A 17,409-nucleotide genomic window follows, 5' to 3' on the forward strand; every position below is an offset into this window, starting at 1 on the left:
GGTATTGGTTTTTATAATTATAATGTAATTGTAATGGTCTTATCTGCTGTTAATTCAAATTTAGCATCGTCCCATTTTGGTGGTCCCATAAAACCGGTTGCACCATTAGAGCAGCCGTAGGCTTCTTTAGGAATATGCATAAAATTGGTATCCATTTTTCCATTATCATTTTCATCGTGAAAAACGGAAATCGCATAAATACCTTCTGGAACCCCTTCAAAAGTTGCAGTAGCGCCCTTGTTTTCAAGCGGACTTATAGCTCCTTTATAGTTTTCCTTTAAAAATTCTGTTTCAGTATTATAAAGCGCAATAAACATTTTGCCTTCGTTGTGGTCAGCTTCTTCAACATTTACGGTGATTGTATAGGTTTCTTGGGCTTGCGTCTCAAAACTCAATAAGCCAATAAAAAAAATAACAATCATTTTTGCGAGTACATTCATAATTTGTGGTTTTGTTTGATACAAATATCTAATAGGTTTCAAGGTAATAAAAACTAGCCTTACTGAATTGTTATATTTTAAAGATGAATTGTTAATTTTGAAATTATAAATCTTGAAACACTACTATTTAGACTTTTAGATTTCCTGTTTTCTAAATTTATAGACCTTGGTAAACCTTTAATTGAACATAAAACTCAATCAAAATAAACCTCTGTAACTTTAAATCTTATGAGAAAATTAATTTTAATTTTAATGATTCTTGGTAGTTGCCATTCCTGTTCCAATACGAGTGATAGTGAATCAGAAACTTTGACGATGAGAGTTAATCATTATAAAACCACAGGTATCGGGGAAGGTTTATTTTTGACTTTATTAGTCCAAGAAAACGACAGTATTGGTTCTGACAATTGGAGCAGATTATATACTACTATAAAAGGGTTTAATTACCAACCTGGATTTATTTATGATATAAAAGTTAGCATTGACCATATTGACAATCAGCCTGCTGATGGAAGTTCTCTTCAATATACTTTACAAGAAATTATTTCAACCGAAGAAGTGAGCAATGACACAGAATTTAATATTGATTTAAAAATTGGTGGACAAAGTTTTATCACCACAACCTCTGGCTATGCGCTTTTAGATCAAATTGAAATTGATTGTCAGCATCTATGTAATGAATTAGACGACAAACTTCAGCATCAAGATTTTGTAATTGGAACTTTCACAAGGCTAGAAAATAATCAAATACAATTAATCGGACTTGAATAAAAACGTATTAAAAACATTAATAACTATCCCAACGCACTAAGCGTCTTTCTCATTTGTATTTACTAAATTAGTTGCTCATTAACATTATAAACCAAAAAACCTCTACTGAATAAGCCTTTTTTAATTTAGCTAAACTTACACTAATACACAAATCAAGACTACTTCTAGTTATTGTTTTTTGTTTTTGCTTAAGTATCTGAACAAACATTTATGAAATGAAAATCAAATATTCTAAAGTGCGGTTAAATTCCAACTATCAATTTGGTGTCACTTTTGTGATTGCAGGAATTATAATGACCATTGTATTTACGTTCTTTAATACCGCAAATAAATTTGAATTAGACGCAGCAGGATTTGGTTTATTTGGAGGTGGTTGCTTTTCTTTGCTCATCTATTATTTCGAAAAAAAGAAACAGTATCTCACCCTCAAAAATGGTGTTTTAACTAAAAACACATTAATTCCAAAAAAAATTAATTTAAAGGACATTACAAGTATTAAAAAGTTTGCTGGCGATTACATCCTAAAATCAAATTCAACCGAATTTGTAATCGATACACAAATAATTGACTTCGATTCTCTAAACGATTTAACTATAGAATTAGAACAACTAAATATTAAGTGGACTTAAAACTTTTTACATTGCCCAAGCTTCTTTAACTTTCATTCCATTTTTAATTTATTAATTTGGTCACTTAGCCTTCTAAAGCAGCTTCGCTTTTGTTTTGAGGCCAGCAAAAACCGCTATATGACACAAATGTCGCAAAAATGTCGCCTTTGTACCGTTATCATTAACATCATTTCGTAATTAGATTTGTAAAAAACAATACAGTATATATTCATGAGTGAAATAGGTAAAAAGATAAAAGACGCTAGAAAAACAAAAGGACTTTCTCAAGAAGAATTAGCCGATTTGGCAAAAATTAATTTGAGAACCATTCAACGTATAGAGACAAACCAGAATGAACCTCGTGGAAAAACATTAAATCTAATTTGCGATGCCTTAGAAATTAACGCAGAAGACCTATTGGATTATGGTAAGCAATATGATAAAAGTTATATCATCTATTTCCACCTCTCTGTACTATCCTTTTTAGCAATTCCTATTGGCAATATTATATTACCATTGATTTTATGGCTCACAAAAAAAGATAAGCTTATTGGTTTAAAAGCTATTGGAGCTAAGGTTTTAAATTTTCAGATTGTTTGGACGTTTACAACATCGATAGTTGCTATTGACTATGCTTTTATGAAGATAATGCATTATGAAAATTTCAATTTCTTACTCTATATTCTTATGGGTCTATACCTATTAAACATCGTTTTGCCCATTGTAGCTTCAGTTAAGTTAAAAAAAGATAATATGAAGCCAACCTACCCAACATTAATTCAATTTATTAAATAGCACTTGATACATGAAAAATAATAAACCCATCCACATAAGTTTTATAAGCGCATTACTATTTTCAATAATTGGTACGCTATTAAAAATAAATCAGTACTCAGATTTTGCTAATTCCTTTTTGGTATTAGGACTTATCTTAACGTTTATCTTTATAATTCTTAGTGTCATTGAAATTAGCAAATCAAAAAAACTAAGTCCAAGAGAAAAAATGTTGTGGACTATAGGATTAATAGTCTTTTTAAATATTGGCACCATAATTTATTATTTCATCGGTAGAAAACGAATTTAATTCTCATAAAAAACAAAAAAAGACCATCTTTTACAGATAGTCTTTTTAATATTATTGTTTAAGATTTTGTCTTAAAACATGTCTCTTCCAGCAAAATGGAATGCACTTTCAATAGCAGCATTATCATCACTATCACTTCCGTGAACTGCATTTTCTCCAACAGAAGCAGCATATAATTTACGGATTGTTCCTTCCGCTGCATCTGCAGGGTTGGTAGCACCAATTAAAGTTCTAAAATCTTCAACAGCATTGTCTTTTTCTAAAACTGCTGCTACAATTGGTCCACGAGTCATAAATTCTACTAACTCTCCAAAAAATGGACGTTCGTTATGGATTGCGTAAAATTCCTCAGCATCAGCTTTGGTCATTTGCGTTAATTTCATTGCTACGATTCTAAATCCTGAAGCTGAAATCTTTTCTAATATTGCGCCAATGTGTCCGTTTTCAACAGCATCAGGCTTTAACATTGTAAATGTTCTGTTAGTTGCCATGTATTTTTTTTTAATGGTTTACACCTATGCCCTATTATTAGCTAGGGTGAATTTCTTGCAAAAGTAATGTATTTTATATAAAAAACAAGAATCAATATTGTTGCTTCAATTGGTGTTGTTTAATGTTGTTTTCGCCTCGCATTTCCATCTCTACTGTATTGTTTTCGAAATCAAAATGTAGGAGTCCAAAACTGATTTCAGCAACCACATCACCAACTCTATAAGGATTTGGCTCTCCAGAAAAACGTGTATAAGCATGTGTTAATCCGCTGGAAGTAAAATCGATTAACGGATAATCTAAACCTTCTAATTCTATCTTCGAGAATTCAGAAATATGACGATCACCAGAAAGCAATAACACAGCATTAGCTTTAGCATCTATAATTACGTTTTTTAAACGGTCTACTTCATGCGGAAAATTACCCCAAGTTTCAAAACCGTGTTCATTAGATAAAAACTGAATACTACTCACAATAATATTGAAATCTGCTTCTGATGTTTTTAATTCATCTTCTAACCACTGCCATTGTGCTGCTCCTAATACTGTGCCTTCACCATAAGCATTCGGCTGGTAACGTTTACCAAAAATACTATCATCGGTTAATCCTGACCTAAAATAGCGCGTATCTAATACCATTATTTTAATTGACCCGTGGTCTAAATCTATAACTTCAGAATGGTAAACGCCTTCCCTATTACGGCGGGCATCAGTTTTAGAAACCCCTAAAAAATCTAAAAACTCTTGTTGACTTTCTTTCTTTTTTGAAAATTCAAGTCCGCCATCATTTAAACCATAATCATGATCATCCCAAGTTCCAAAGACTTTAGTCGATGCTATTAGTTTTTGATAACTGGTATCTGCCAACTGTTGGTTGTAATCAGCTTTCAACTTGGTCATATTATCCGTATCAGCATACACATTATCACCGCCCCAAATCCAAACATCAGGTTGGTGCGCTAATATAGGTTCCCAAAGTAAATTAGTGGTATTTTGCTTATTACACGAACCAAATGCGATGGTATAATCGGCTTTATTAACTTCGATTTCAACCGTATTGACTTCTTTTTTGTCTGAAGACTTACAGCTCCATAAAAACAATACTAATACAGCACTAAAAACAGCTAAAAATTTATTCATAACAAAGATATTTGCTGTAAAGATACCTTAAAATAATGCATCAGTATTTAAACGATCTGTTATTAAATTGTATCTTAGCCCACTATAAAAATCACGTCTACATACAACTTATACGTGGTGAAATTCCAAAAATAAAATACGGAATCACAATATAGATTCTGATCCATTATAAAATGATAAAGACACAGATTTCAGAAATAAAGAATTTACTTAGTACACCTAAAAATATCGTAATTGTTCCACATAGAAATCCAGACGGTGATGCTATGGGTTCTACTTTAGGCTTGTACCATTATTTAAAATTATACAACCATAATGCTGTTGTAATTGCACCAAATGATTATCCTGATTTTTTAAAATGGCTCCCAGACGATGAAACCGTTTTAAAATTTGAAACCGAACAAGACCAAAGCAACACCCTAATTGAAAAGGCAGATTTAATATGTACTTTAGATTTTAATGCTTTCCACAGAACGGGTCATTTAATGGCAGAAGTTTTAGAAGCCTCTAAAGCCACTAAATTAATGATTGACCATCACCAACAACCCGATGATTATGCAACGTATATGTATTCTGATGTCAGCATGTCTTCTACTTGTGAAATGGTTTATAATTTTATCGAAATGCTTGGTGACACCGATAAAATTAATACCAAAATAGCCACTTGTTTATATACCGGAATTATGACGGATACAGGCTCATTTCGTTTTCCGGCAACAACGAGCAAAACCCATCATATTTTAGCAAACTTAATTGATAAAGGTGCTAACAATTCTCAAATTCACAACAATATATACGATACCAATAGTTACAGTCGTTTACAACTTTTAGGTAGAGCGATGCAAAACTTAAAAGTGATTCCAGAATTAAGGACAGCTTATATGACACTGACTCAGGCAGAATTAGACAAATTCAACTTTAAAAAAGGAGATACTGAAGGTTTTGTGAATTATGCATTATCTTTAAAAGGCATTATATTTGCAGCGATTTTTATAGAAAACACACAAGATAAAATTATAAAAATATCATTACGAAGTAAAGGTACATTTTCAGTCAATGAACTCTCTAGAGCCTATTTTAATGGTGGTGGCCATACAAATGCCGCAGGAGGACGAAGCGAAGAAGATATGCCAACAACCATAAATAAATTTATTAGTATATTACCACACTATAAACAAGATTTGTCCCCAGACCAAAATGGTTAATAAATTATATGACATGAAAAACCTACTTCTTGCCTTCTCATTTCTATTGCTATGTTTCAGTTGTAAGCCACCTGAAGCACGATTACCTGAAACCGTTCAATCAGGTTCATTTTTAAAAGCATCAGTTGAACGCAACAAAAAACTTAATGAACTTGAGAACAAACAAATTCTCAGCATCATAGAGAGCAATCCAGAAAACAACTATATCGCCTCAGAAAGTGGCTTTTGGTATTATTACAATACTAAAATTGAGAATGACACCATTCAACCCGAATTTGGAGACCTTGTAGAGTTTTCTTTCGACGTATCTAATATTGAAGGCGAAGAAATTTATGCCAGCACCAATAAAACCTATACCATGGACAAAGAAGAACTGTTTACAGGTTTGCGTGAAGGCTTAAAACTTTTAAAACCTAAAGAAACAGCAACATTTATATTTCCATCCCAAAAAGCCTTTGGCTATTATGGTGATGAACGTAAAATAGGAACCAATGTTCCATTAATTTGTGAAGTAACTTTAAACACTATAATTGAGAAAAATGATTAAAAAAGCACTTACTGCATTCGTTGTACTATTATTTTTGGTAAACATCTCTTGCCAAGAACGTTATCCTGATTTAGAAGATGGCCTTTATGCTGAATTTATAACTTCAAAAGATACGATGGTTGTAAAACTATTTTTTGATAAAGCCCCTGTTACAGTCGCTAACTTTGTCGCTTTAGCAGAAGGTAATCACCCTTTAGTTGAAGAAAAATTTAAAGACCAACCTTTTTATGACGGTTTAACTTTTCACCGGGTTATGGATAACTTTATGATTCAAGGTGGCGATCCAACAGGAACAGGTTCTGGCGATCCAGGCTATAAATTTGAAGATGAATTTATAAAAGAATTAAAACATAATAAACCAGGGATTTTATCAATGGCCAACTCTGGTGCTAATTCTAATGGAAGTCAATTTTATATTACAGAAAAAGCAACACCTTGGCTAGATGCTTATGATGCTCAGGGCAATTTAAAAAATTGTGAAAACCCAAGAGTATCTTGTCATTCTGTTTTTGGAGAATTAGTAAAAGGAATGGATGTCTTAGATGCGATCTCTGCTGTGGACGTGCAACCGCGATCTAACAAGCCTATCGAAGATGTTGTTATAGAAAAACTAACAATTATACGTAAAGGCGCCATTGCCAAAAAGTTTGATGCTCCTAAAGTATTTACAGAAGAATTGCCTAAAATTAAAGAACGTGCTGAAGCTGCAAAAATTGAAGCGGAGAAAAAAGCTGAAGCTGCAAGAGCTGAAGCTAAAGCAAAAGCTGAAGTGGCAAAAGCTGAATTCTTAAAGAAAAATGAAGAATTAGAAGGTCGTAAAATTGAATCGCCAACAGGTATGGCCATGATATTTACAAATGATGGTGATGGTGTTAAGCCGAAACCAACAGACCGTGTAAATATTGAATGTGCTGGATATTTAGAAAATGGTGACTTATTCTGGACGACTTGGAAAGAAGTTGCGGAAAAGAATGGTAAATATGACGAAAGAACTGATAAAGCAGGACGTTATACGTCTTTTGATATGCCTTACAACGAAACAGCTGGCTTAATTGCTGGATTTAGAGAAGCCATGCTAAACATGAAAATTGGTGATAAAGCCCGTGTATTTATTCCGTATTATTTAGGTTATGGTGAAAATGGTAATCCGCCTGTGATTCCTCAAAGAGCTAACCTTATTTTTGATATTGAATTAGCTGGAATTAAAGAATAATTTCTCCAAACTATTATTAACAAAAAAGCAGCTACATAATGTAGCTGCTTTTTTTATATATCTAAATCTGACAAGGCTTTTAAAACCTTTAAAAATATCTAGCTAATTAAATTAAGCCTTAGGTATATGCTTTAAAATCTCTAATACAAATTCCCAATATTTCTGAGCTGAAGAAATCTGAGCACGCTCATCTGGTGAGTGTGCCCCTTTAATGTTTGGCCCAAAACTTATCATATCCATCTCTGGATAATTGGTTCCTAAAATACCACATTCTAAACCTGCATGGCAAGCTGCAACATGAGGTTTTTCACCGTTATTTAAACGCTCGTAAATAGGCACCATCACTTTTAAAATAGCAGAATCCATATTTGGTGCCCAACCTGGATAATCACCAGAAAACTCAACTTCACAACCTGTCAGTTCAAAAGTAGCACGTAAGGTATTTGCTAAATCTTGTTTTGTACTATCTACAGAACTACGCGTTAAACAACCAATCTTAATTGCGCCATCTTTTACTATAACTCTAGCGATATTATTAGACGTTTCAACTAAACCTTCAATATCTGGACTCATACGGTAAACCCCATTATGTGCCGCATACAAAGCTCTTGTTAAGCCTTCTTGCACACCCAATTCCATTATTTTTTCAGGCGTTTCCGTTTTAGAAATAACAACTTCTAAATCGGGCTCCATAGTTTTAAATTCAAACTTAATTTCACCAGCCTTAGCTTTCATTTCAGTTTCAAAAGTCGCTTCATTTACAGCATCAATAGCAACAATAGCATTACTTTCTCTAGGAATAGCATTTCTTAAACTTCCACCATCAATTTCAGAAATACGAAGTCCGTAATTTTCAAAACCATCAAATAATAAACGGTTCATTAATTTATTAGCATTCCCTAACCCTTCATGGATTTGCATTCCAGAATGTCCGCCTTGTAAACCTTTTACGGTGATGGTATAGCCTATTTTAAATTCAGGAGTTTCTTCTTCACTATAATCGCGAGTTGCTGTAACATCCACACCACCGGCACAACCAACACCAATTTCATCATCTTCTTCAGTATCTAAGTTTAAAAGTATTTCACCTTTAAGCAAGCCGCCTTTTAAACCTTGGGCACCCGTCATCCCTGTTTCTTCATCAATCGTAAACAACGCTTCTAACTCAGGATGCGCAATAGTATCGCTTTCTAAAATTGCCATAATTGTTGCCACACCTAAGCCGTTATCTGCTCCAAGTGTTGTTCCTTTAGCTTTGACCCAATCCCCTTCTACAAACATGTCAATGCCTTGCTCGTCAAAATTAAAAACAGTATCGTTATTTTTTTGGTGTACCATATCTAAATGCGATTGCATCACAATAGCTTTACGGTCTTCCATACCTGCTGATGCTGGTTTACGGATAATGACATTACCAACTTCATCTTCAATCGTTTCTAAGCCTAAATTATTTCCGAAATCTTTCATGAATTGAATCACACGCTCTTCCTTTTTAGAAGGTCTTGGCACTTCATTTAAATCGGCGAATTTATTCCATAGTTGTTTTGGCTCTAAGGCTCTTATTTCTGAACTCATAAATCTTGTTTTTAGAAATGCAAAGGTACAAAATACGACGGTCTCTTTATAGAGGCATTCTAAAGATGTTTTATAATCTGAAATAGGCGCCTCACTTACTTAAGAAATTCAATACGCGACAAGTAAATTTGTAATTTTCAGACTCTATTTTTTCAGGAGCTGAAGGAACTTGATAAATGTATTGTTTATAGTTATAGGTTGTATCCAATCAAAAAAAAACGACTTACAAACACGTCAAGAATTAGTAGTTTGTTAAAAATATATGATTAGTTCAAAAAATATACGTTTACATTGTTAACTAATCGAATATGGAACCACTATATTAACCCACAAAATTTTTAATCTATACTTTTAATATACATTAAGTAATTTAATAATGTTTTTTTAGTAAATAAGACGCAACCATTTAAAGCTAATAACATCTATTAATTAAAGACTTAGAATGAAATTAAAGCACTACTTAATTACAGCCCTGATAATTTTCACAGCTTGTGAAAAAACAGACGATACAATTATTGCTAACGAAACCTTAATGATTGGAACATGGCTACAAACAGAAACCTCTGTTAGTGTTGGAGGCCCTCAATACTGGGTTGATGTTGAAGAAGGTGAATCACTTATGTTTTTTGAAAACGGAACATTTTCCTCAAATAGATTTACAGAATGTACTGAAGGTAATTTTTCAATAATCGACCAAGAATTACATCTTGATTATAACTGCGACCAATTTTCCACAGAATATCACAACGAAGATGGTATTATAACCTACGATTTAAATTTTAAATCCAGTTACTTCATTCTAACACCAACTAGCGGACTTATTTGTGTTGAAGGCTGTAAATCAAAATATCAAAAAATTTAAACTAATTACGATTTTAAAACACCACTTAAAACCCTACTTTTAAAATCATTTTTGGTCTTTTATTTGTAATTTATTCCTTAAATTTAATCGCTTTAAGAAGCGAAACAAACAACACAAAAAAGTTGTAACATATTTAAAGTTATAAAGGAATAATGAGCACATTTTTGACCAAATTAAAGGAACCGAACCCCAACAAAAAAGAGAACTTTCAACCGCATATTAAAACATTTAGTAGTTTTAAAATCCGATGGTATTATATATTGGTTTTAGCTATTATTGGGCATAGCTGTGCACCTAAAAATGATACTCAAAACTACGTAGCCGATATTTATCAAACGTCTCAGGCTGGTGACAATCTTAAATTATTGTCTAGCGATGAAGCTAAAACAACCCCAGCAGAATTAAAGAAGGTCACTCTAGAGATTCATACCGATAAAACATTTCAGAAATACTATGGCTTTGGAGCTTCTTTTACAGAATCTTCGGCATGGAATCTCGCTACAGCTCCTGTAGAAACTCGTAAGGCGGTATTAAACAAACTTTTTAGTCCAACTGAAGGCGCAGGTTTTACACTTACCAGAACACATATAAATAGTAGTGATTATTCAAACAATCATTACACCTATATTGAAGAAGGTGACGAAGACCTTTCAACGTTCAGTATTCACGAAGACATGAAAGGATTTTCTGGAGATGAAAATGACCAAGTTAGAGGTATTGAATTGGTAGAGCCTAGTTACGATCTTATCCCAATGATTTTAGAAGCTTCTAAAATTCCTGGTGCAGACTTTAATATCATTGCTTCGCCTTGGAGTCCACCATCTTGGATGAAAACAGGAGAAACTGCCGAAATGACTAATGGAAGTTTAAAGCCTGAATATTATGGTCTATGGGCAAAATACATCTCAAAATATGTAACAGCCTACAAAGAACAAGGTATTACACTTTGGGGCCTTACGCCTCAAAACGAACCCTTACACGCGCATGACGCACAATGGGATAGTAACGGATTTACTCCTGAACAAGGTCGGGACTTTTTGAGAGACCATCTTGGACCTCAACTCGTAGAAGACGGTCACCTTAATCTTGATGATTTAGAATCGGGATTACGTGTTTTAATCTATGACCATAACAAGTCTACAATGAACGATTACGTGTCCAAAACTTATGAAGATCCTGAGGCATCTAAATATGCTTGGGGAACTGCTTTTCATTGGTACACAAATTCTGAATTAAAAGCAAATAACTGGTATGCTAAGGAGTTAGCTGAATTAGAAAAAAATTGGCCAAATAAAGCGATGATTCATACCGAGTCTAGTATTGATATTGATGCTAATGATCCAATTGGACAATATTGGAGAGCGAGTACAGACTATGCGGGTACTTTTGTTCCTTTTGAAACTTATGCTACTGATATGATTACCGATTTAAATCACGGCACCCAAGGCTACATTGAATGGTGTAGTATACTAAGCCACAAAGGCCAACCAAATCCATATGATAATTTTAATAGTGCGCCGGTGCTTATCAACCCAGTTACTGATGAAGTTATTTATACACCATTATATTATTTACTAAGTCATTTCAGTAAGTTTATCCGCCCAGATGCGCATCGAATTGCAATAAAAGGCAGTGAAGTTACTGGACTGATCTATACAGCAGCTAAAAATACTGATGGTTCAATTGCTGTAGTAGTTTATAACAATAACGATGAGGCTCACGAATTATCAATCTCATTAGATACCGGTACGTACACAACTCAAATTGCACCAAAAGCGATACAAACGATTCATTTAAAAGAGAAAAAAGATTTACTTTAAATTTAATATTTAAACCACTAGCAAACCCAAATCCAAACAACGTTAAACAGCCAAAACTTTTTCCTACTTTTGAGTTATGCGTAAAAACAAAAAATTAGCCCTTGTTATTTTCTTCGGCATACAATTACTTTTTATATCTCAATTAAAGCATTTCCCAGAATTTGTAGAACAATTTTATAGTAACGGACTGTATGTTTTTATTTCTAAAGCTATGCGTTACACGTTTGGTTGGCTACCTTTTTCTGGTGGTGATGTATTATACACCTTAGCTGGTCTCTATGCGATACGATGGTTAATTGTAAACCTAAAGCGCATTATAAACGACACGGTAAGTTGGCTATTAGATATTGGCGCAATGTTGTCTATAGCTTATTTTTCATTTCATATCCTTTGGGCTTTTAACTATTACAGACAACCTCTTTATAAATCACTTAATATTGAAGCCGATTATTCCACCGAACAGCTCATTGCTTTTACAGAGCGCTTAATTAAAAAATCGAATAGCTTACAGCTTCAACTTGCCAAAAACGACACTATAAAAGTCATTTCGCCTTATACAAAAACTCAAATATTTGATAAGGTAAAAGATGGCTACCAAACACTTTCAAAAGAATATCCTCACTTAGAATACCAACCTAAAAGCATTAAGAAATCCATATATAGTTTACCTTTAACTTACATGGGATTTTCAGGTTATATAAATCCTTTTACTAACGAAGCTCAAGTAAACGGCTTAATTTCAACCTATAAATTTCCTACAACGTCATGTCACGAAGCGGCACATCAATTAGGTTATGCGGCTGAAAATGAAGCTAATTTTATCGGTAGTTTGGCAGCTATTCAAAACGAAGATTTATATTTTAAATATTCGGGTTACACCTTTGCACTTCAGTATTGTTTAGCAGAATTATTTAGACGCAATCCCGAATTTTACAATACTATCATTCTTACAGTTCATAAAGGCATCGTAAAAAACTATCAGGAATCTCGAGAATTCTGGATGGCTTACGAAAATCCATTAGAACCTGTTTTCGAAAAAACCTTCGATAATTTCCTCAAAGCCAATAACCAATCAGACGGCATGAAAAGTTACAGTTATGTGGTCGCTTTATTAGTTAATTATTATGATGATAAGGAGTTGTAATCTTACTTAAGATTATTACTAAGCCAAGTCTTAAAAAGGAACAACACAGATCTACATTCTTGAGGTATTAAAAGTTAAAATTTTTAAATTCAATTTTGCTTCTCACATTAATTCCTATATTTAGAAATCTAACTAACCATTTTAATATATGATTAAAGCACATTTACGGCTGCTCATTTTTATGTGCAGTTTTTCATTATTTGCTCAAGATTACTTTCCAAGTAATTCTGGCGTAAAAGCAAACAATACCAATTACACGGCTTTTATTAATGCTACCATTCACGTTTCACCAACCGAAACTATTGACAATGCCACTCTTCTTATTAAAGACGGAAAAGTTGTTAGCGTTGGAACCTCAATAAAAATTCCTAACAACACTACAACAGTAGATTTGACAGGTAAAACTATTTATCCTTCATTTATAGACCTCTACACCACCTTTGGTGTACAAAAACCAGAACGCGGTGGCGATGGTCCACAATATGGCCCGAGTAGAAGCGGTTTTTACTGGAACGATCACATTAAACCAGAACAAGATGTGATGACCAGCTTTAAGTACGATGCAAAGTCTGCCTCTGAACTACACAAATTAGGTTTTGGGGTCGTAAACACGCATATGCCAGATGGTGTTGTTCGTGGCACAGGTGCTTTAATTGCTTTGAATAATACAGCAGATAATTCAATGCGTATCATAGATGGTAAAATCTCACAACATTTATCGTTTAGCAAAAGTGTAAAATCTAGACAACGCTATCCGTCTTCAATTATGGGAAGTATGGCTTTATTGCGTCAAATGTATAGCGATGCTAAATGGTATGAAGCCGGACATATAGACACTAAGGATTTATCACTTGAAGCCTTAAACAAAAACAAAAATTTACTGCAAATTTTTGAAGCAGGCAGCCGTGCAAATTTAATGCGTGCAGATAAAGTTGGAGACGTTTATGATATTCAGTACACTATTCTTGGTGGTGGCGACGAATACGAACGCATCAACGAGATTAAAAGCACTAACGCAACCGTTATATTACCTATAGATTTTCAACTTGCTTTTGATGTAGACAATACACATTTAGCCAGTAGCTTATCCTTAAGCGACATGAGAGCTTGGAATCAAGAACCTCACAATCCTAAAATTTTAGCAGAAAACGGTATTCCATTTGCACTAACAACACACGGATTAAAATCGAAAAAATCATTTGCTTCTAACTTACAGAAAGCGATTGAAAGTGGACTTTCTAAACAAAAAGCATTGGAAGCGCTTACAACTATTCCTGCTGCATTACTAGGAAAATCAAATCTTTTAGGCACCCTTAAAACAGGAAGCTATGCCAATTTTTTAATTACAGATGGTGATATTTTTGAAAAGAAAACAACGTTATACGAAAATTGGGTACAAGGCGAAGCAAACATTATTGAAGATATCAATACCACCAATATTAATGGTGATTATAATTTTAAACTAAACAATAAAGCTTATAATCTAAATATCACGTCGAGCACAAGCAAACCAAAAGCTAAACTTACAAGTGATGAAAAAACACTAGGTACTAAAATCAGTTATACAGATGATTGGTTACACCTTACTTTTAAAACAGCAGATAGTACAAAAAAAGAATTTGTAAGAGTTGTTGCCAATGCAGTTAAGGATAATACCCTTGAAGGAAAAGCCATCTTACCAAATGGTAATGAACTACAATTTACGGCTACTAAATCTGATAGTTCAGCAGCAAAGACTGACAAAAAAGATGATGATAAGAAAAAAGAAAAGGCTACAGACGCAGCATTTATGAGTCCTGTTACCTACCCTAATTTAGCTTATGGGTTTACAGAACAACCCAAATCAGAAACCTTATTATTCAAAAATGCTACGGTATGGACTAATGAAGAAGACGGTATTTTAGAAAACACGGATGTATTAATTAAAGATGGTAAAATTTCTAAAATTGGAAAAGACCTATCGAGTAGAAATGCAACAGTTATTGACGCTACAGGAAAACATATCACTGCCGGAATCATTGATGAACACTCCCATATTGCCGCAGCTTCGATAAACGAAGGCGGTCAGAATTCGTCTGCAGAAGTCACTATAGAAGATGTCCTAGACGAAGAAGATATAGGTATTTATCGAAATTTAGCTGGTGGTGTAACCTCTATTCAAGTTTTACACGGTTCGGCAAACCCAATTGGTGGACGTTCTGCAATTATTAAATTGAAATGGGGAGAGACAGCCAATAACTTAATCTATGACGATTCACCTAAATTCATAAAATTTGCTTTAGGTGAAAATGTAAAACAATCACGATACAGCACTAATGCACGTTTCCCACAATCGCGTATGGGTGTTGAACAAGTCTTTATTGATTATTTTACAAGAGCAAAAGCTTATGGAAAATTAAAGAACAGCGGCGAGCCTTACCGATATGATGAAGAAATGGAAACTCTTCTCGAAATTTTAAACGGAGAGCGTTTTATTTCTTGTCATTCATATGTGCAAAGTGAAATTAATATGTTGATGAAAGTTGCAGAGCAATTCGATTTTAAAATCAACACCTTCACGCATATTCTTGAAGGTTACAAAGTCGCCGATATAATGAAAGAACATGGTGCTGGCGGATCTACATTTAGTGATTGGTGGGCTTATAAGTATGAAGTAAATGACGCTATTCCTTATAATGCTTCAATTATGCATAATGCCGGAATCACGGTAGCCATTAATAGTGATGACCCTGAAATGTCGCGTCGTTTAAACCAAGAAGCCGCTAAATCTGTAAAATATGGTGGTGTTAGCGAAGAAGAGGCTTGGAAATTTGTAACCTTAAATCCGGCGAAGCTTTTACATCTTGATGACAGAGTTGGAAGTCTTAAAGTCGGTAAAGATGCCGATGTGGTTTTATGGTCTGACCACCCAATGTCTATTTACGCTAAAGCTGAAAAAACCATTATTGAAGGGGTGACCTATTTTGACCTTGAAAAGGATAAACAAATGCGGGAAGCCATTAAAAAAGAAAAAAGTGCGCTTATTAATTTGATGCTTCAAGACAAAAACAAAGGCCTGCAAACACAACCGATTAAGAAAAAAGAAAATCACGCTTTACATTGTGATAGCTTAGACTAGTTTACAGTCTCAGTCACAGTAAAAACGGTTATCCTGTAAGGTTTTATCAAACCTGATAGATATCAATACAAAAACATTCAAAATGAAAAAAAACATATTATATATACTCAGCTTTTTACTCATTAGCAGTTTCAGTTTTGCACAGCAAACACCTGCTCCAAAACAAACTAAAGATTTTGCAATTGTTGGCGCCACAGCACATATTGGCGATGGCACTGTAATAGAAAATAGCATTATAGTAGTCAGCAATGGAAAAATAACAACCATTGGCCCTGAAGCTTCTACACCACTAACCCGACAAGCAATGGATATCATTGATGCCAAAGGCAAACATGTTTATCCTGGTTTTATCGTTGCTAATGGCACCTTAGGTTTGGTTGAAGTTGATGCCGTAAAAGCATCTAACGACTTATCTGAAATGGGAACTTACAATCCACACATTAGAAGTATTATTGCTTATAATTCTGAATCTAAAGTTATCGAATCTATGCGACCTAATGGCGTATTGCTTGGCCAAGTGGTCCCACGAGGCGGGCGTATTTCGGGAACCTCAACTGTTGTTCAATACGACGCATGGAATTGGCAAGATGCAGCCATTAAATTAGATGATGGTATTCACATCAATTGGCCAAATAGTTTTCGTCGTGGTCGCCCATGGCGCGGTGAAGACCCAGGCTTGAAACCAAATAAAGATTACGCAAAACAAGTTAAGGAACTCAATGCTTACTTTAACGAATCTAAAAGCTATAACAAGGGCAGTAAATCGGAAAGTCACTTACCTTATGAAGCTATGGCTGGTTTATTTGATGGTTCAAAACATTTGTACATTAATGCCGATGATGAAAAAGCGATTACCGACGCTGTAAATTTTGCAAAAGCACAAGGGGTTTCTAAAATTACCATCGTTGGTGCTTATCAAGCTGGAAATATAACCGAGTTTCTAAAAGAAAATAAGGTCTCTGTATTTTTAAGACGTGTTCACTCTAGACCAGAATTAGAAGATGACGATTATGATTTACCATACAAATTAGCAAAAAAACTAGTTGATGCTGGTATTTTAGTGGCTTTAGAACCAAGTGGACAAATGGAGCGTATGAATTCTCGTAATCTGCCTTTTTATGCAGGAACAACGGTAGCTCATGGACTCACAAAGGAACAAGCCTTACAACTCATCACGCAAAACCCTGCTAAAATCATGGGGATTGATGATGCCTATGGCACTCTAGAAGTTGGTAAAAGCGCGACACTTTTTATCAGTGAGGGTGATGCTTTAGATATGCGAACCAATATTTTGACCAAAGCATTTATTGATGGTCGAGATTTGAGTTTAGAAACACACCAAACCGAACTTTGGAAACGCTACGCTAACAAACCGAGTCAAGTAGATTAATAA

The 17,409-nt window shown here is 34.2% G+C and carries 16 protein-coding genes; 12 read left to right on the forward strand and 4 right to left on the reverse strand.

Annotated elements, in window-relative coordinates; genetic code table 11:
• Positions 1-17: 17 nt before the first annotated feature.
• The gene (locus HM982_RS07830) at positions 18-440 is read right to left on the reverse strand and encodes a DUF2141 domain-containing protein (protein WP_179352591.1); all 423 of its coding nucleotides are present in this window, start codon (positions 438-440) and stop codon (positions 18-20) included.
• Between the two features lie 228 nt (positions 441-668).
• Here HM982_RS07830 and HM982_RS07835 point away from each other — a divergent pair, with 228 nt between their 5' ends.
• The 4 genes from HM982_RS07835 (at position 669) to HM982_RS07850 (ending at position 2,903) form a co-directional block, all read left to right on the forward strand.
• Positions 669-1,211 (forward strand): DUF4377 domain-containing protein, encoded by a 543-nt coding sequence (locus tag HM982_RS07835; protein WP_246296635.1) that lies wholly within the window; start codon positions 669-671, stop codon positions 1,209-1,211.
• A gap of 215 nt (positions 1,212-1,426) precedes the next feature.
• A complete protein-coding gene (locus HM982_RS07840) occupies positions 1,427-1,840 on the forward strand; it encodes a hypothetical protein (RefSeq protein ID WP_179352592.1) in 414 nt (137 codons plus the stop codon).
• Positions 1,841-2,050: 210 nt separating this feature from the next.
• Positions 2,051-2,614 (forward strand): helix-turn-helix domain-containing protein, encoded by a 564-nt coding sequence (locus HM982_RS07845; protein WP_179352593.1) that lies wholly within the window; start codon positions 2,051-2,053, stop codon positions 2,612-2,614.
• A gap of 10 nt (positions 2,615-2,624) precedes the next feature.
• Positions 2,625-2,903: a PLDc N-terminal domain-containing protein gene (locus tag HM982_RS07850; protein WP_179352594.1), complete on the forward strand. Its 279-nt coding sequence runs from the start codon at positions 2,625-2,627 to the stop codon at positions 2,901-2,903.
• Positions 2,904-2,974: 71 nt separating this feature from the next.
• Here HM982_RS07850 and HM982_RS07855 read toward each other — a convergent pair whose 3' ends face one another.
• The gene (locus HM982_RS07855) at positions 2,975-3,394 is read right to left on the reverse strand and encodes a nucleoside-diphosphate kinase (RefSeq protein ID WP_179352595.1); all 420 of its coding nucleotides are present in this window, start codon (positions 3,392-3,394) and stop codon (positions 2,975-2,977) included.
• Positions 3,395-3,485: 91 nt separating this feature from the next.
• Positions 3,486-4,532: an alkaline phosphatase D family protein gene (locus HM982_RS07860; RefSeq protein WP_179352596.1), complete on the reverse strand. Its 1,047-nt coding sequence runs from the start codon at positions 4,530-4,532 to the stop codon at positions 3,486-3,488.
• A gap of 173 nt (positions 4,533-4,705) precedes the next feature.
• Between HM982_RS07860 and HM982_RS07865 the strand changes: the two genes are divergently transcribed.
• From HM982_RS07865 to HM982_RS07875, 3 genes are read left to right on the forward strand one after another with little or no spacing between them, the layout of a single operon-like run.
• A complete protein-coding gene (locus HM982_RS07865) occupies positions 4,706-5,737 on the forward strand; it encodes a DHH family phosphoesterase (RefSeq protein WP_179352597.1) in 1,032 nt (343 codons plus the stop codon).
• 13 nt (positions 5,738-5,750) lie between these two features.
• Entirely contained in the window at positions 5,751-6,284 is a 534-nt protein-coding gene (gene gldI / locus HM982_RS07870) for a gliding motility-associated peptidyl-prolyl isomerase GldI (RefSeq protein WP_179352598.1), read from the forward strand.
• Positions 6,277-7,497 (forward strand): peptidylprolyl isomerase, encoded by a 1,221-nt coding sequence (locus HM982_RS07875; RefSeq protein ID WP_179352599.1) that lies wholly within the window; start codon positions 6,277-6,279, stop codon positions 7,495-7,497. The genes gldI and HM982_RS07875 overlap by 8 nt, the downstream gene beginning before the upstream one ends.
• A 111-nt stretch (positions 7,498-7,608) precedes the next feature.
• Here HM982_RS07875 and HM982_RS07880 read toward each other — a convergent pair whose 3' ends face one another.
• On the reverse strand, positions 7,609-9,072 hold the full coding sequence (locus HM982_RS07880; protein WP_179352600.1) for an aminoacyl-histidine dipeptidase: 1,464 nt from the start codon (positions 9,070-9,072) through the stop codon (positions 7,609-7,611).
• A 442-nt stretch (positions 9,073-9,514) separates the two neighbouring features.
• Here HM982_RS07880 and HM982_RS07885 point away from each other — a divergent pair, with 442 nt between their 5' ends.
• The 5 genes from HM982_RS07885 (at position 9,515) to HM982_RS07905 (ending at position 17,406) form a co-directional block, all read left to right on the forward strand.
• The gene (locus tag HM982_RS07885; RefSeq protein WP_179352601.1) at positions 9,515-9,934 is read left to right on the forward strand and encodes a hypothetical protein; all 420 of its coding nucleotides are present in this window, start codon (positions 9,515-9,517) and stop codon (positions 9,932-9,934) included.
• Between the two features lie 152 nt (positions 9,935-10,086).
• Complete coding sequence (locus HM982_RS07890; RefSeq protein ID WP_179352602.1) at positions 10,087-11,754, forward strand: glycoside hydrolase family 30 protein; 1,668 nt, start codon at positions 10,087-10,089, stop codon at positions 11,752-11,754.
• 76 nt (positions 11,755-11,830) lie between these two features.
• Complete coding sequence (locus HM982_RS07895) at positions 11,831-12,898, forward strand: DUF3810 domain-containing protein (RefSeq protein WP_179352603.1); 1,068 nt, start codon at positions 11,831-11,833, stop codon at positions 12,896-12,898.
• Between the two features lie 148 nt (positions 12,899-13,046).
• Positions 13,047-16,016: an amidohydrolase family protein gene (locus tag HM982_RS07900; protein WP_246296637.1), complete on the forward strand. Its 2,970-nt coding sequence runs from the start codon at positions 13,047-13,049 to the stop codon at positions 16,014-16,016.
• An 82-nt stretch (positions 16,017-16,098) separates the two neighbouring features.
• Positions 16,099-17,406, forward strand: a complete 1,308-nt coding sequence (locus HM982_RS07905) for an amidohydrolase family protein (protein WP_179352604.1) — start codon at positions 16,099-16,101, stop codon at positions 17,404-17,406.
• Positions 17,407-17,409: the final 3 nt, after the last annotated feature.

The sequence above is a fragment of the Winogradskyella vidalii genome, from assembly GCF_013403955.1.
Lineage (GTDB): Bacteria > Bacteroidota > Bacteroidia > Flavobacteriales > Flavobacteriaceae > Winogradskyella > Winogradskyella vidalii.

Bases quoted from the DNA above. Each gene is read 5' to 3' on its own strand.
- HM982_RS07880 (WP_179352600.1), bottom strand. From the start codon at position 9,072: ATGAGTTCAGAAATAAGAGCCTTAGAGCCAAAACAACTATGGAATAAA.
- HM982_RS07855 (WP_179352595.1), bottom strand. From the start codon at position 3,394: ATGGCAACTAACAGAACATTTACAATGTTAAAGCCTGATGCTGTTGAA.
- HM982_RS07900 (WP_246296637.1), top strand. From the start codon at position 13,047: ATGATTAAAGCACATTTACGGCTGCTCATTTTTATGTGCAGTTTTTCA.
- HM982_RS07840 (WP_179352592.1), top strand. From the start codon at position 1,427: ATGAAAATCAAATATTCTAAAGTGCGGTTAAATTCCAACTATCAATTT.
- HM982_RS07895 (WP_179352603.1), top strand. From the start codon at position 11,831: ATGCGTAAAAACAAAAAATTAGCCCTTGTTATTTTCTTCGGCATACAA.
- HM982_RS07845 (WP_179352593.1), top strand. From the start codon at position 2,051: ATGAGTGAAATAGGTAAAAAGATAAAAGACGCTAGAAAAACAAAAGGA.
- HM982_RS07865 (WP_179352597.1), top strand. From the start codon at position 4,706: ATGATAAAGACACAGATTTCAGAAATAAAGAATTTACTTAGTACACCT.
- gldI (WP_179352598.1), top strand. From the start codon at position 5,751: ATGAAAAACCTACTTCTTGCCTTCTCATTTCTATTGCTATGTTTCAGT.
- HM982_RS07860 (WP_179352596.1), bottom strand. From the start codon at position 4,532: ATGAATAAATTTTTAGCTGTTTTTAGTGCTGTATTAGTATTGTTTTTA.
- HM982_RS07905 (WP_179352604.1), top strand. From the start codon at position 16,099: ATGAAAAAAAACATATTATATATACTCAGCTTTTTACTCATTAGCAGT.
- HM982_RS07890 (WP_179352602.1), top strand. From the start codon at position 10,087: ATGAGCACATTTTTGACCAAATTAAAGGAACCGAACCCCAACAAAAAA.
- HM982_RS07885 (WP_179352601.1), top strand. From the start codon at position 9,515: ATGAAATTAAAGCACTACTTAATTACAGCCCTGATAATTTTCACAGCT.
- HM982_RS07875 (WP_179352599.1), top strand. From the start codon at position 6,277: ATGATTAAAAAAGCACTTACTGCATTCGTTGTACTATTATTTTTGGTA.
- HM982_RS07850 (WP_179352594.1), top strand. From the start codon at position 2,625: ATGAAAAATAATAAACCCATCCACATAAGTTTTATAAGCGCATTACTA.
- HM982_RS07835 (WP_246296635.1), top strand. From the start codon at position 669: ATGAGAAAATTAATTTTAATTTTAATGATTCTTGGTAGTTGCCATTCC.
- HM982_RS07830 (WP_179352591.1), bottom strand. From the start codon at position 440: ATGAATGTACTCGCAAAAATGATTGTTATTTTTTTTATTGGCTTATTG.